We start from the raw sequence: 15,378 nt of genomic DNA, 5'->3' as shown, positions 1-15,378 counted from the left end.
GATAAGACTGACGAAGTCAGCTCAAAACACAGTTTTGAGGTTGTAGATGAAACTGACGAAGTCAGCTCAAAACACAGTTTTGAGGTTGTAGATGAAACTGACGAAGTCAGCTCAAAACACAGTTTTGAGGTTGTAGATGAAACTGACGAAGTCAGTAACCATACCTACGGCAAGGCGACGCTGACGAGGTTTGAATTGGATTTTCACAGAGTGTAAATTGTTGAAACTAGGTTGTCATACAATGTATACCACTTGGGCTTTGGCAGTAGCTAACTGCACTAAATATAATATAAGGAGGGTTTTATGGGGAAAGGCCATTGGAATCGGAAAAGAGTTTATAGCATTCGTAAGTTTGCTGTGGGAGCTTGCTCAGTAATGATTGGGACTTGTGCAGTTCTATTAGGAGGAAATATAGCTGGAGAATCTGTAGTTTATGCGGATGAAACACTTATTACTCATACTGCTGAGAAACCTAAAGAGGAAAAAACGATAGTAGAAGAAAAGGCTGATAAAGCTTTGGAAACTAAAAATGTAGTTGAAAGGACAGAACAAAGTGAATCTAGTTCAACTGAGGCTATTGCATCTGAGAAGAAAGAAGATGAAGCCGTAACTCCAAAAGAGGAAAAAGTGTCTGCTAAACCGGAAGAAAAAGCTCCAAGGATAGAATCACAAGCTTCAAGTCAAGAAAAACCGCTTAGGGAAGATGCTAAAGCTGTAACAAATGAAGAAGTGAATCAAATGATTGAAGACAGGAAAGTGGATTTTAATCAAAATTGGCACTTTAAACTCAATGCAAATTCTAAGGAAGTCATTAAACCGGATGCAGATGTATCTACGTGGAAAAAATTGGATTTACCGTATGACTGGAGTATTTTTAACGATTTCGATCATGAATCTCCTGCACAAAATGAAGGTGGACAGCTTAACGGTGGGGAAGCTTGGTATCGCAAGACTTTCAAACTAGATGAAAAAGACCTCAAGAAAAATGTTCGCCTTACTTTTGATGGCGTCTACATGGATTCTCAAGTTTATGTCAATGGTCAGTTAGTGGGGCATTATCCAAATGGTTATAACCAATTTTCATATGATATCACTAACTATTTGAACAAAGATGGTCGTGAGAATGTGATTGCTGTCCATGCAGTCAACAAACAGCCAAGTAGCCGTTGGTATTCAGGAAGTGGTATCTATCGTGATGTGACTTTACAAGTGACAGATAAGGTGCATGTTGAGAAAAATGGGACAACTATTTTAACACCAAAACTTGAAGAACAACAACATGGCAAGGTTGAAACTCATGTGACCAGCAAAATCGTCAATACGGACGACAAAGACCATGAACTTGTAGCAGAATATCAAATCGTTGAACGTGGTGGTCAGGCTGTGACAGGTCTAGTACGTACAGAGAGTCGTACCTTAAAAGCACATGAATCAACAAGCCTAGATGCGATTTTAGAAGTTGAAAGACCAAAACTCTGGACCGTTTTAAATGACAAACCTGCCTTGTACGAATTGATTACGCGTGTTTACCGTGACGGTCAATTGGTTGATGCTAAGAAGGATTTGTTTGGTTACCGTTACTATCACTGGACTCCAAATGAAGGTTTCTCTTTGAATGGTGAACGTATTAAATTCCATGGAGTATCCTTGCACCACGACCATGGGGCGCTTGGAGCAGAAGAAAACTATAAAGCAGAATACCGTCGTCTCAAACAAATGAAGGAGATGGGAGTTAACTCCATCCGTACAACCCACAACCCTGCTAGTGAGCAAACCTTGCAAATCGCAGCAGAACTAGGTTTACTCGTTCAGGAAGAGGCCTTTGATACTTGGTATGGTGGCAAGAAACCTTATGACTATGGACGTTTCTTTGAAAAAGATGCCACTCACCCAGAAGCTCGAAAAGGTGAAAAATGGTCTGATTTTGACCTACGTACCATGGTCGAAAGAGGCAAAAACAACCCTGCTATCTTCATGTGGTCAATTGGTAATGAAATAGGTGAAGCTAATGGTGATGCCCACTCTTTAGCAACTGTTAAACGTTTGGTCAAGGTTATCAAGGATGTTGATAAGACTCGCTATGTTACCATGGGAGCAGATAAATTCCGTTTCGGTAATGGTAGCGGAGGGCATGAGAAAATTGCTGATGAACTCGATGCTGTTGGATTTAACTATTCTGAAGATAATTACAAAGCCCTTAGAGCTAAGCATCCAAAATGGTTGATTTATGGATCAGAAACATCTTCAGCTACCCGTACACGTGGAAGTTACTATCGCCCTGAACGTGAATTGAAACATAGCAATGGACCTGAGCGTCATTATGAACAGTCTGACTATGGGAATGATCGTGTGGGTTGGGGGAAAACAGCAACCGCTTCATGGACTTTTGACCGTGACAACGCTGGCTATGCTGGACAGTTTATCTGGACAGGTACGGACTATATTGGTGAACCTACACCATGGCACAACCAAAATCAAACTCCTGTTAAGAGCTCTTACTTTGGTATCGTAGATACAGCCGGCATTCCAAAACATGACTTCTATCTCTACCAAAGCCAATGGGTTTCTGTTAAGAAGAAACCGATGGTACACCTTCTTCCTCACTGGAACTGGGAAAACAAAGAATTAGCATCCAAAGTAGCTGACTCAGAAGGTAAGATTCCAGTTCGTGCTTATTCGAATGCTTCTAGTGTAGAATTGTTCTTGAATGGAAAATCTCTTGGTCTTAAGACCTTCAACAAAAAACAAACCAGCGATGGTCGTACCTACCAAGAAGGTGCGAATGCTAAGGAACTCTATCTTGAGTGGAAGGTTGCTTACCAACCAGGTACCTTGGAAGCTGTAGCTCGCGATGAAGCTGGAAAAGAAATTGCACGTGACAAGATTACCACTGCAGGGCAACCAGCAGGAGTTCGCCTCGTCAAGGAAGAACACGCCATCGCCGCAGATGGAAAAGACTTGACTTACATCTACTACGAAATCGTAGACAGTGAAGGAAATGTTGTACCAACTGCCAATAATTTGGTTCGTTTCCAATTGCATGGACAAGGTCAACTAGTCGGTGTCGATAATGGGGAACAAGCCAGCCGAGAACGCTATAAGGCGCAAGCAGATGGTTCATGGATCCGTAGAGCCTTTAACGGTAAAGGGGTTGCCATCGTTAAATCAACTGAACAAGCAGGTAAATTCACTCTGACTGCCCACTCAGATCTCTTGAAATCGGACCAAGTTACCGTCTTTACTGGTAAGAAAGAAGGACAAGAGAAGACTGTTTTGGGGACAGAAGTAGCAAGAGTTCGTACATTAATTGGTAAAGAACCAAAAATGCCGAAAACAGTAGGTTTTGTATACAGCGACGGTAGTCGTGAAAAACTTCCAGTAACTTGGTCTCAAGTCGATGTTAGTCAAGCAGGAGTTGTGACTGTTAAAGGTACAGCAAATGGACGTGAGGTAGAGGCTCATGTCGAGGTTCTAGCAATTGCGAAAGAATTACCAACAGTTAAACGTATTGCTCCAAATACTAACTTGAATTCTGTAGACAAATCTGTTTCCTATGTTTTGACTGATGGAAGTGTACAAGAGTATGAAGTGGACAAGTGGGAGATTGCCGAAGAAGATAAAGTTAAGTTAGCAATTCCAGGTTCTCGTATTCAAGCGACCGGTTATTTAGAAGGTCAACCAATTCATGCAACCCTTGTGGTAGAAGAAGGAAATGCTGCAGCACCTGTAGTGCCAACTGTTACTGTTGGAGGTGAGGCAGTAACAGGTCTTACTAGTCGACAACCAATGCAATATCGTACTCTATCTTATGGTGCCCAACTGCCAGAAGTCACAGCAAGTGCTGAAAATGCTGATGTGACAGTTCTTCAAGCAAGCGCAGCAAACGGCATGCGTGCGAGCATCTTTATTCAGCCTAAAGATGGTGGCCCTCTTCAAACCTATGCAATTCAATTCCTTGAAGAAGCACCAAAAATTGCTCACTTGAGCTTGCAAGTGGAAAAAGCTGACAGTCTCAAAGAAGACCAAACTGTCAAATTGTCGGTTCGAGCTCACTATCAAGATGGAACGCAAGCTGTATTACCAGCTGATAAAGTAACCTTCTCTACAAGTGGTGAAGGGGAAGTCGCAATTCGTAAAGGAATGCTTGAGTTACATAAGCCAGGAGCAGTCACTCTCAAAGCGGAATACGAGGGAGCTAAAGGCCAAGTTGATCTCACTATCCAGGCCAATACTGAGAAGAAGATTGCGCAATCTATCCGTCCAGTAAATGTAGTGACAGATTTACACCAAGAACCTACTCTTCCGTCAACAGTAACGGTTGAGTATGACAAAGGTTTCCCTAAAGCTCACAAAGTCACTTGGCAAGCTATTCCGAAAGAAAAACTAGACTCCTATCAAACCTTTGAAGTACTAGGTAAAGTTGAAGGAATTGACCTTGAAGCGCGTGCAAGAGTCTCTGTAGAAGGTATCGTTTCAGTTGAAGAAGTCAGTGTGACAACTCCAATCGCAGAAGCACCACAATTACCAGAAAGCGTTCGGACATATGATTCAAATGGTCACGTTTCATCAGCTAAGGTTGCATGGGATGAGATTCGTCCAGAGCAATACGCTAAGGAAGGTGTCTTTACAGTTAATGGTCGCTTAGAAGGTACGCGATTAACAACTAAACTTCATGTTCGCGTATCTGCTCAAACTGAGCAAGGTGCAAACATTTCTGACCAATGGACCGGTTCAGAATTGCCACTTGCCTTTGCTTCAGATTCAAATCCAAGCGACCCAGTTTCAAATGTTAATGACAAGCTCATTTCCTACAATAACCAACCAGCCAATCGTTGGACAAACTGGAATCGTAGTAATCCAGAAGCTTCAGTCGGTGTTCTGTTTGGAGATTCAGGTATCTTGAGCAAACGCTCCGTTGATAATCTAAGTGTCGGATTCCACGAAGACCATGGAGTTGGTGCACCGAAGTCTTATGTGATTGAGTATTATGTTGGTAAGACTGTCCCAACAGCTCCTAAAAACCCTAGTTTTGTTGGTAATGAGGACCATGTCTTTAATGATTCTGCCAACTGGAAACCAGTTACTAATCTAAAAGCCCCTGCTCAACTCAAGGCTGGAGAAATGAACCACTTTAGCTTTGATAAAGTTGAAACCTATGCTATTCGTATTCGCATGGTTAAAGCAGATAACAAGCGTGGAACGTCTATCACAGAGGTACAAATCTTTGCGAAACAAGTTGCGGCAGCCAAACAAGGACAAACAAGAATCCAAGTTGACGGCAAAGACTTAGCAAGCTTCAACCCTGATTTGACAGACTACTACCTTGAGTCTGTAGATGGAAAAGTTCCGGCAGTCACAGCAAGTGTTAGCAACAATGGTCTCGCTACCGTCGTTCCAAGCGTTCGTGAAGGTGAGCCAGTTCGTGTCATCGCGAAAGCTGAAAATGGCGACATCTTAGGAGAATACCGTCTGCACTTCACTAAGGATAAGAACTTACTTTCTTATAAACCAGTTGCTGCGGTTAAACAAGCTCGCTTGGTACAAGTAGGTCAAGCACTTGAATTGCCGACTAAGGTTCCAGTTTACTTCACAGGTAAAGACGGCTACGAAACAAAAGACTTGTCAGTTGAATGGGAAGAAGTTCAAGCAGAAAATCTGACAAAAGCAGGTCAATTTACCGTTCGAGGCCATGTCCTTGGTAGTGATCTTGTTGCTGAGTTCACTGTACGAGTGACAGACAAACTAGGCGAAGCTCTTTCAGATAACCCAGAGTATGATGAAGACAGTAACCAGGCCTTTGCTTCAGCCACTAACGATATTGATAGAAACTCCCATGACCGTGTGGATTATCTCAATGACGGAGATCATTCAGAAAATCGTCGTTGGACAAACTGGTCTGCAAGACCGTCTACCAATCCAGAAGTATCAGCAGGCGTAATCTTCCGTGAAAATGGTAAGATTGTAGAACGGACTGTTGCACAAGGAAAAGTTCAGTTCTTTGTAGATAGTGGTACAGATGCACCATCTAAACTTGTTTTGGAACGTTATGTCGGCCCAGACTTTGAAGTGCCTACCTACTATTCAAACTACCAAGCCTACGAATCTGGACATCCATTTAACAATCCAGAAAATTGGGAAGCTGTGCCTTATCGTGCGGATAAAGACATTGCAGCTGGTGATGAAATCAACGTAACATTTAAAGCTATCAAAACTATCAAAGCCAAAGCTATGAGATGGCGTATGGAGCGTAAAGCAGATAAGAGCGGTGTTGCGATGATTGAGCTGACCTTCCTTGCACCGAGTGAATTGCCTCAAGAAAGTACGCAATCAAAGATTCTTGTAGATGGAAAAGAACTTGCTGATTTCGCTGAAAATCGTCAAGACTATCAAATTACCTATAAAGGTCAACGGCCAAAAGTCTCAGTTGAAGAAAACAATCAAGTAGCTTCAACTGTGGTAGATAGTGGAGAAGATAGCCTTCCAGTACTTGTTCGCCTCGTTTCAGAAAGTGGAAAACAAGTCAAGGAATACCGTATCCACTTGACTAAGGAAAAACCAGTTTCTGAGAAGACAGTTGCTGCTGTACAAGAAGATCTTCCAAAACTCGAATTTGTTGAAAAAGATTTGGCATACAAGACAGTTGAGAAAAAAGATTCAACACTGTATCTAGGTGAAACTCGTGTAGAACAAGAAGGAAAAACTGGTAAAGAACGTATCTTTACAGCGATTAATCCTGATGGAAGTAAGGAAGAAAAACTCCGTGAAGTGGTAGAAGCTCCGACAGACCGCATCATCTTGGTTGGAACCAAACCAGTAGCTCAAGAAGCTAAAAAACCACAAGTGTCAGAAAAAGCAGATACAAAACCAATTGATTCAAGTGAAGCTAGTCAAACTAATAAAGCCCAGTTACCAAATACAGGTAGTGCGGCAAGCCAAGCAGCAGTAGCAGCAGGTTTAGCTCTTCTAGGTTTGAGTGCAGGATTAGTAGTTACTAAAGGTAAAAAAGAAGACTAGAAATTTTGATACCTTCTTTATCATTAAAGACCAAAGAAAAACTCTTGTCCTAAATAGAAGATAAAGAGCCTGAGACAAAATAGTTCTCAACCACAAAAAAGCTAGATATTTCCAATTGCGGAACTCTAGCTTTTTAATTTTGAGTCGTTCTCTTATTGTATAGTAGATTGAAACTAGAATAGTACACTTCTACTTCTAAAACATTGTTAGAAATCAATTTGACTGTCCTTATCGATTTGTCCTGTTCTTATTTCATTTCACTATGTTTTAGGAGGTTATTGGCCATAAGTACCAATCCCATGTCAATTCTCACTTGACGCATCCCTCTCAGATTACATCTCTTGTAACCCAAACAAGCCTTTATCTGCCCAAAGACAGGTTCCACATCAATCTTGCGTTGAGCGAAAATCTGTCTACCTTGGGGAGATAAAAGCGCCTGACATTCTTTAACTTTCAAGTTTTGGTAGCCTTCGTTCATATACAGTCCCTTTTGAGGGGCTGATTCAGGTTCGTCGGCGTAGTAAACCTTGATTTCCTGTTGCAAGTCTGTCTGTGTTTTCTGATGTTTGATATGGTGAAAACGATAGCACCAGCCATCAGGATGTGTGTAGCTATCCTCCTTGTTATCATAGTGCCAATTCGCTAAGTTTCTAGCTGACTGTTTATACCCTCTCTTTTGTTCCTTGTCAAACATGGCATATTTAATCAGAAGGGGAGTGATTTCTTCTTGAAAATAGACCTGTATCTGTTCTTGAAGTTTGGCGGAGAATTTCTCTGTCGTTTTCTTCCACACAAAACTATACTTGTTGGCATTGGCTTCAATCTTAGTTCCGTCAATAAACAGACAATCTAAGGTCACTAACTCTTCCACTTTTAAACGAAGATTGAGGTCGATGAAAAGATCACGAATAAGGTCTTCCATCCCTTCAGCGACTCGAAAACGATTGATGGTGCGATAGCTGACAACCAACTGCCCTGTTAGGTATTACATAGCCAGATTTTCAATCATCATTTTTTCAATTTTTCGCCCAGAGAAAATCCCTTGTGAATAGGCAAATAGAAGAGCAGATACAAGTATTTTTGGGTGATAAGACGGGCGACCAAAGGCATGATAGAAGGCGTGGAAGTGATAATCCTCCAAGGTATTCACCACTTTTTCAATCGTAAAGACGAGATGGTCTTGTGGCAAGAAGGAACTGATTTCTAGTGGTAAAGTTGTTTGATTTGTGTTATAGTGAATATGCATGGGATAGCCTTTCTAAACGGTTTATTGTGCAATTCTATTTTACCAAGACTATCGCAACCATGCAAAAAAGCAACGGCAAATCCGTTGCTTTTTTGGATATAAGAGACTATTGTCCCAGACTCTTTTCTTTGTATAAAATTGTATAGTGTTATTGTCTATACTATTTTGTAGAGAAAGCAAAAATCCCTAGAAAAAAATGCTTAGGGATTCGACTATTTCATTAAGAACAATTCAACAATCATTTCTATATACATGATAAGGGTTAATAAGAATCCTGCACGCCAGAAGAATTTGATGAATTTAGGATAGTAAAAGCTGCGTTTTTTCAAAAGGAAGAAAAAGACGAGAATAATGGCTAGGAACGAGAGGGCTAGCCCCAGTCTAGGGAGGAAATTATGGGTAAAGGTTTTAGCTGTAATCAAGTAATACTCAAATACCAAGACTGGAAAAGCCAAATCCGCAAAGTTTCGTCCTAGTTTTTTTAATCTAAAAAGTTTGGTTAGGATAATGCAGACGACTAAGGTCAGTATCAATAATAAAATAGATGCTAATTTCATTAAAATCATACCCATATTGTATCATAAAAAAAAGGCTAATGGAAACGAGAAACAGAGGAATTTATAGGAAAGTCAGGCTTTTGAGATTGTGGGTGATTTTTGTTATAATGAAAGTTATAAAATCTTATAATACCTTGAATGATTATTATCGAAAACTCTTTGGAGAAAAGACTTTTAAAGTCCCTATTGATGCGGGATTTGACTGTCCCAATCGTGATGGAACTGTGGCTCATGGAGGCTGTACTTTTTGTACGGTTTCAGGTTCTGGAGATACTATTGTAGCCCCAGATGCGCCTATCCGTGAGCAATTTTATAAGGAAATTGACTTTATGCACCGCAAGTGGCCAGATGTTCAAAAGTATCTGGTTTATTTTCAAAATTTTACCAACACCCATGAAAAGGTGGAAGTCATCCGAGAGCGCTATGAGCAAGCTATCAATGAACCAGGTGTGGTAGGAATCAATATTGGAACGCGACCAGACTGTTTACCAGACGAAGCTATCGAATACTTGGCTGAATTATCGGAGCGCATGCATGTGACGGTTGAATTGGGCTTACAGACCACTTTTGAAGAAACCTCTGACTTGATTAACCGTGCCCATTCTTATGAATTGTAGGTGGAAACGGTCAAGCGTTTGAGAAAGTATCCCAAGATTGAGATTGTTTCCCATTTGATCAATGGTTTGCCTGGTGAAACCCATGAGATGATGGTTGAAAATGTCCGCCGTTGTGTCACGAATAACGATATTCAAGGGATTAAACTGCATTTGCTCCATCTTATGACAAATACTCGTATGCAAGGAGATTATCACGAGGGACGTTTACAATTGATGAGTCAGGACGAATATGTCAGGGTCATCTGTGACCAACTGGAAATCATTCCCAAACATATCGTCATCCATCGAATCACAGGAGATGCACCTAGGGATATGCTGATTGGGCTTATGTGGAGCCTCAATAAATGGGAAGCTCTCAACAGCATTGAGATGGAGATGCGACGTCGTGGAAGTGTTCAAGGATGCAAGGCTGTAAAACAGGAGTTTGAAAATGAAAAGACCACTTGAGATGGCACATGATTTTTTGGCTGAGGTAGTGACAAAAGAGGATATCGTAGTGGATACGACCATGGGAAATGGTCATGACACGCTTTTTTTAGCCAAACTAGCCAAGAAAGTCTATGCCTTTGATATTCAGGAGCAAGCCTTGGAAAAGACCAAGGAGCGTTTGGACCAGGCTGGCTTGACAAATGCCCAGTTAATCTTGCAAGGTCATGAGACACTGGACCAGTTTGTTACAGAAGCCAAGGCAGGGATTTTTAATTTGGGCTATTTGCCGTCAGCTGATAAGTCTGTCATCACCCGACCGCAGACAACGATTGAGGCATTAGAAAAGCTATGTGGCTTACTTGTCAAAGGTGGACGAATTGCTATTATGATTTACTATGGTCATGAAGGAGGCGACCTCGAGAGAGATGCTGTCTTGGATTTTGTGATCCAGTTGAACCAACAAGAGTACACAGCTGCCATTTACCGAACTTTAAACCAAGTCAACAATCCACCATTTTTAGTGATGATTGAAAAATTAGAGAGATATAAACATGGATAAACAATACCTACGTGAAAAGCTGGATGCCATGCGCCAGAATTTTGTTGAATCAACCCACCACGAACGAGCGGTGGGGGTGTTAGATCAAGCGCATATGAGCAAAAAAATGCTTAAAATCAAGAAAAAATTAGTTGCTCTTGAGATGGAACGGTGCCAGAGAAAAATTGAGCACAAAGACTGTTCCAAGATTGACCAAAAAATCAAAGAGCAGAAGGAGATATTTGAATCCTGTTGTAAAAAAGATTAAGGAGGACGTGCGTGGAATTACTGATTTACCTCATCCTATTTTTACTGGTCTTGATTGTCTCAAGTACAACCAATAAGCTCCTACCTTTTTTGCCTCTTCCTTTGGTGCAAATTCTTTTGGGAATTGTGATTGGTCTCTTTTTACCCAATACCGACTTTCACCTTAATACGGAGTTGTTTTTGGCACTGGTTATCGGGCCTTTGCTTTTCAGAGAGTCGGAAGAAGCGGACATTACAGCTATTTTAAAACACTGGCGAATCATTATCTATCTCATATTTCCAGTGATTTTCATCTCGACCCTGAGTTTGGGTGGTTTGGCCCATCTTCTTTGGCTCAGTCTTCCCTTGGCGGCTTGCTTGGCTGTTGGGGCGGCCCTTGGTCCTACGGATTTGGTGGCCTTTGCCTCTCTTTCGGAGCGGTTTAGCTTTCCTAAGCGCGTGTCCAATATCCTTAAGGGCGAAGGACTCTTGAATGATGCTTCTGGTTTGGTGGCTTTTCAGGTAGCTTTGACAGCTTGGACAACTGGAGCTTTTTCTCTGGGGCAAGCTAGCAGTTCGCTTATCTTTTCAATCCTAGGCGGTTTTTTAATTGGCTTTTTAACAGCCATGACTAATCGTTTCCTGCATAGCTTCTTGCTAAGTGTGCGAGCAACGGATATTGCTAGTGAGCTCCTTCTGGAATTGAGTTTACCCTTGGTAACCTTCTTCCTGGCAGAAGAAGTCCACGTTTCAGGGATTATTGCCGTCGTAGTTGCTGGGATTTTAAAGGCGAGTCGCTTCAAGAAAATCACGCTCCTCGAAGCCCAAGTGGATACGGTGACCGAGACAGTTTGGCATACAGTGAATTTTATGCTCAACGGTTCTGTCTTTGTGATTTTAGGAATGGAGTTGGAAATGATAGCAGAGCCTATCTTGACCAATCCAATCTATAATCCCTTGCTCTTGCTGGCATCTCTTGTCACCCTTACCTTTGTCCTCTTTGCTATTCGTTTTGTCATGATCTATGGCTATTTTGCCTATAGGACTAGACGTCTCAAGAAAAAGCTAAATAAGTATATGAAGGACATGCTTCTCTTGACCTTCTCAGGTGTCAAGGGAACGGTGTCGATTGCTACGATTCTCTTGATACCAAGTAATTTAGAACAGGAGTATCCTCTCTTACTTTTCCTTGTCGCAGGTGTGACGCTTGTAAGCTTTTTAACAGGTCTCTTGATCCTGCCTCATCTTTCGGATGAACAGGAAGAAAGCAAGGACTATCTCATGCATATCGCCATTTTGAATGAAGTAACGCTGGAGTTGGAAAAAGAGTTGGAAGACACCAGAAATAAACTTCCCCTCTATGCGGCTATTGACAATTACCATGGACGTATTGAAAATCTCATTTTAAGCCAAGAAAACCAGGATGATCAAGAAGACTGGGCTGCTTTGAAACTCTTGATTCTTAGTATTGAAAGTGATGGATTGGAACAGGCCTATGAAGAGGGGAACATTAGCAATCGTGCTTACCGAGTTTACCAACGTTATCTGAAAAATATAGAACGAGGAATCAATCGTAAGTTTGCGTCACGATTGACCTATTATTTCCTTGTTTCTTTGCGGATTTTACGTTTTCTCCTTCATGAAGTTTTTACTCTCGGGAGGACTTTCCGTAGCTGGAAGGACAAGGAGCAAAGCCGTCTCCGTGCTCTTGATTATGACCAAATTGCAGAGCTCTATCTTGCCAATACAGAGATGATTATTGAAAGTTTGGAAAACCTGAAGGGAGTCTACAGACGCTCTTTGATTAGTTTTATGCAGGAGTCTCGTCTTCGAGAAACAGCTATTATCAGCAGTGGTGCCTTTGTCGAACGGGTTATCAATCGTGTCAAACCCAACAATATCGATGAAATGCTGAGAGGCTATTATCTGGAGCGCAAGTTGATTTTCGAATACGAAGAAAAACGATTGATTACGACCAAGTATGCCAAGAAATTACGACAAAATGTAAATAACTTAGAGAACTATTCCTTGAAGGAAGCTGCCAATACCCTGCCGTATGATATGGTGGAATTGGTAAGAAGAAATTAGTTAATACTCTTCGAAAATCTCTTCAAACCACGTCAGCGTCGCCTTACCGTATGTATGTGACTGACTTCGTCANNAGCAGCTTGCGGCTAGCTTTCTAGTTTGCTCTTTGATTTTCATTGAGTATAAGATTATAAATGAAGGAGTATGACATGAAAAAGTGGTGGAAAGAGCTGATAGACAAGCCTTTAGTAAAAGCTTTTTTGCATTATTATCAAGCATCAGATAGTGAGTTGACCAGTGTCGCAGTAGCCTACTATTGGTTGATTTCGATTTTCCCCCTGCTTTTGGTGGTGGTCAATATCCTCCCCTATTTTCAGATTCCTGTGGGAGAATTTCTGGGCTTTATGAAAGACGTCCTGCCCCCAAGCCTCTATGAAGGTGTGGAAAAAATAGCCAGAGAAGTCTTGACGCAACCTTCAACAGGTTTATTGAGTTTTTCTGTCTTGTCGGCGCTATGGAGTTTTTCAAAATCTATGAATTTCTTGCAAAAAGCTTTTAACAAGGCTTATGGCGTCGAAAAGAGTCGTGGACTTATTTCCCATCAGATGGTGAGCCTCCTAGTCAGTTTTGGCTTGCAGTTCCTCTTTGCTTTTGCCTTGTTTTTGAGCTTGTTTGGGCAGATGCTTTTGGCTTTACTTGCTCATTATTGGACAAAAGATGGCATTATCTATCAGGCTTTACAAGGGTTGGCAGGTCCTCTGACTTACGCCCTCCTCTTTGCTATCTTGGTCATGCTTTATTATTTTCTTCCCAATCTATCTAACAGGAAACTTAGTTATACCCTACCAGGTAGCGCCTTTGTTCTCTTAGTGATTTTAGTTCTACTAACTCTGTTCTCTAGTTATCTCAATTACTATGTCCATCATTTGGTGGATGTCCGAATTTTAGGTTCCGTTCTTCTTGTTGTTATGATGTTTTGGTTTATCTTAATTGCCAAAATTGTTATTCTAGGCGCGGTGATCAATGCCAGTATACAGAGTTTGAAAGATCCGGTCTTTAAAAAAGATTAACTATTTATCTATTACAAAAGCGAGTCTGGGACAAAAAGATTTTGATTTTAGGAATTCTTTATTATAAGTTTTTAAAATCGATAGATTAGACAAAAAAAGCGAACAAAACATAATTCCAAGTGTCAGATAACTTGTTTTGTTCGCTTTTTATATTTAAGGTTAGACTTTTGTCCCAGACTCGTTTTTGTGCTTTGACAGTTTTTGTATAGTTTTTGTCCAAGATTTCTAAATCATCTGATTAAATTCCTATTTTTCCCTATCATTGTCCCTGTTTTTTCGAAAATGGAAGGAGTATAATAAATCTATCAATAAAATGATAGGAGGAACTTTATGGGTCATATTTTCTTTTTTCTAAGTGTCTTTTTGGCAGGGATTCTATCCTTCTTTTCTCCTTGTATCTTACCCTTGTTACCAGTCTATGCAGGGGTGTTACTAGATGATAAGGATAGTGCTCAGGCTTCTAGTGGCAAATTTTCCATCTCAGTTGTTAGTTTATTACGAACTCTGGCCTTTATAGCAGGAATTTCCTTTATATTTATTTTGTTGGGCTATGGAGCTGGTTTTTTAGGCGACTTGCTTTATGCTTCTTGGTTCCAATATGTGACGGGTGCGGTTATCATTCTCTTAGGCTTGCACCAGATGGAGATTCTACACTTTAAGGGGCTTTATAAGGAAAAGAGGTTACAACTGCAAGGACAGGGGCAAAATGGTAAGGGCTATAGTCAGGCATTTTTATTGGGCTTGACCTTTAGTTTTGCTTGGACGCCTTGTGTGGGGCCGGTTCTTGGCTCTGTTTTGGCCTTGGCGGCTTCAGGTGGCTCAGGAGCTTGGCAGGGAGCGGGTCTCATGTTGGTGTACACGTTGGGTTTGGCGCTACCATTCTTGATTCTAGCTCTGGCCTCTAGTTATGTTTTGAAACATTTCCGAAAACTTCATCCCTATCTCGGAATCCTCAAAAAAGTGGGAGGTTTTCTCATTATTGTGATGGGACTCTTGGTTCTGTTTGGAAATGCTTCAATTTTAAGTCAATTATTTGAATAAAATGGAAAGGAATATCAATATGAAAAAATGGCAAACATGTGTTCTTGGAGCAGGTTCGCTCCTTTGTTTGACGGCTTGTTCAGGCAAGTCCATGACTAGTGAACACCAAATGAAAGATGAAATGAAGATGGAGCAGACAGCTAGTAAAACAAGCACGGCTAAAGGGAAAGAAGTGGCTGATTTTGAGCTAACTGGAGTAGATGGCAAGACCTACCGCTTGTCTGATTACAAGGGCAAGAAAGTCTATCTCAAGTTCTGGGCTTCTTGGTGTTCCATCTGTCTGGCTAGTCTTCCAGATACGGATGAGATTGCTAAAGAAGCTGGTGATGACTATGTGGTCTTGACAGTAGTGTCACCAGGACATAAGGGAGAGCAATCTGAAGCGGACTTTAAGAATTGGTATAAGGGCTTAGATTATAAAAATTTCCCAGTCCTAGTTGACCCATCAGGCAAACTTTTGGAAACTTATGGCGTCCGTTCTTACCCAACTCAAGCCTTTATAGATGGTGAAGGAAAATTGGTCAAAACGCAACCAGGTTTCATGGAAAAAGATGCAATTTTACAAACTTTGAAGGAATTAGCCTAGGAGGTG

General features: G+C 41.1%; 8 protein-coding genes and 3 pseudogenes. 9 read left to right on the top strand and 2 right to left on the bottom strand.

The window, feature by feature from the left end:
• Together HT678_RS06940 and bgaA are read left to right on the top strand one after the other, a co-directional pair.
• A pseudogene (locus tag HT678_RS06940) lies at positions 1-216 on the top strand (hypothetical protein); the annotation flags it as partial.
• 87 nt (positions 217-303) lie between these two features.
• Positions 304-7,014, top strand: coding sequence for an LPXTG-anchored adhesin/beta-galactosidase BgaA (gene bgaA / locus HT678_RS06935; RefSeq protein WP_172924749.1), 6,711 nt, complete (start codon positions 304-306; stop codon positions 7,012-7,014).
• Positions 7,015-7,261: 247 nt separating this feature from the next.
• Here the strand turns inward: bgaA and HT678_RS06930 are convergent.
• A pseudogene (locus tag HT678_RS06930) lies at positions 7,262-8,260 on the bottom strand (transposase).
• Positions 8,261-8,472: 212 nt separating this feature from the next.
• Positions 8,473-8,832 carry a DUF3397 domain-containing protein gene (locus tag HT678_RS06925; RefSeq protein WP_000525405.1) on the bottom strand — a complete coding sequence of 120 codons (360 nt, stop codon included), beginning with the start codon at positions 8,830-8,832 and terminating at the stop codon, positions 8,473-8,475.
• Between the two features lie 92 nt (positions 8,833-8,924).
• On the opposite strand from HT678_RS06925, the pseudogene HT678_RS06920 reads away from it, so the two are divergent.
• From HT678_RS06920 to HT678_RS06890, 7 genes and pseudogenes are all read left to right on the top strand, one after another.
• Positions 8,925-9,881: pseudogene (locus tag HT678_RS06920) on the top strand (TIGR01212 family radical SAM protein).
• Positions 9,865-10,422: a class I SAM-dependent methyltransferase gene (locus HT678_RS06915; protein ID WP_172924747.1), complete on the top strand. Its 558-nt coding sequence runs from the start codon at positions 9,865-9,867 to the stop codon at positions 10,420-10,422. Before HT678_RS06920 ends, HT678_RS06915 begins: the two are co-directional and overlap by 17 nt.
• Positions 10,415-10,669, top strand: a complete 255-nt coding sequence (locus HT678_RS06910) for a hypothetical protein (RefSeq protein WP_000361085.1) — start codon at positions 10,415-10,417, stop codon at positions 10,667-10,669. Before HT678_RS06915 ends, HT678_RS06910 begins: the two co-directional genes overlap by 8 nt.
• Before the next feature lie 11 nt (positions 10,670-10,680).
• A complete protein-coding gene (locus HT678_RS06905) occupies positions 10,681-12,735 on the top strand; it encodes a sodium:proton antiporter (RefSeq protein WP_100104713.1) in 2,055 nt (684 codons plus the stop codon).
• 149 nt (positions 12,736-12,884) lie between these two features.
• Complete coding sequence (locus HT678_RS06900) at positions 12,885-13,745, top strand: YihY/virulence factor BrkB family protein (protein WP_172924744.1); 861 nt, start codon at positions 12,885-12,887, stop codon at positions 13,743-13,745.
• Between the two features lie 330 nt (positions 13,746-14,075).
• The gene (gene ccdA2 / locus HT678_RS06895; protein WP_100104662.1) at positions 14,076-14,786 is read left to right on the top strand and encodes a thiol-disulfide oxidoreductase-associated membrane protein CcdA2; all 711 of its coding nucleotides are present in this window, start codon (positions 14,076-14,078) and stop codon (positions 14,784-14,786) included.
• A 19-nt stretch (positions 14,787-14,805) separates the two neighbouring features.
• Positions 14,806-15,372: a TlpA disulfide reductase family protein gene (locus HT678_RS06890; RefSeq protein ID WP_000759275.1), complete on the top strand. Its 567-nt coding sequence runs from the start codon at positions 14,806-14,808 to the stop codon at positions 15,370-15,372.
• The last annotated feature ends 6 nt before the right edge of the window (positions 15,373-15,378 follow it).

It is taken from the genome of Streptococcus sp. 3167, from assembly GCF_013277175.1.
GTDB classification, from domain to species: domain Bacteria; phylum Bacillota; class Bacilli; order Lactobacillales; family Streptococcaceae; genus Streptococcus; species Streptococcus pseudopneumoniae.
Note: the sequence above shows the minus strand (reverse complement) of the source record. Positions and strands in the feature narration are given on the sequence as shown.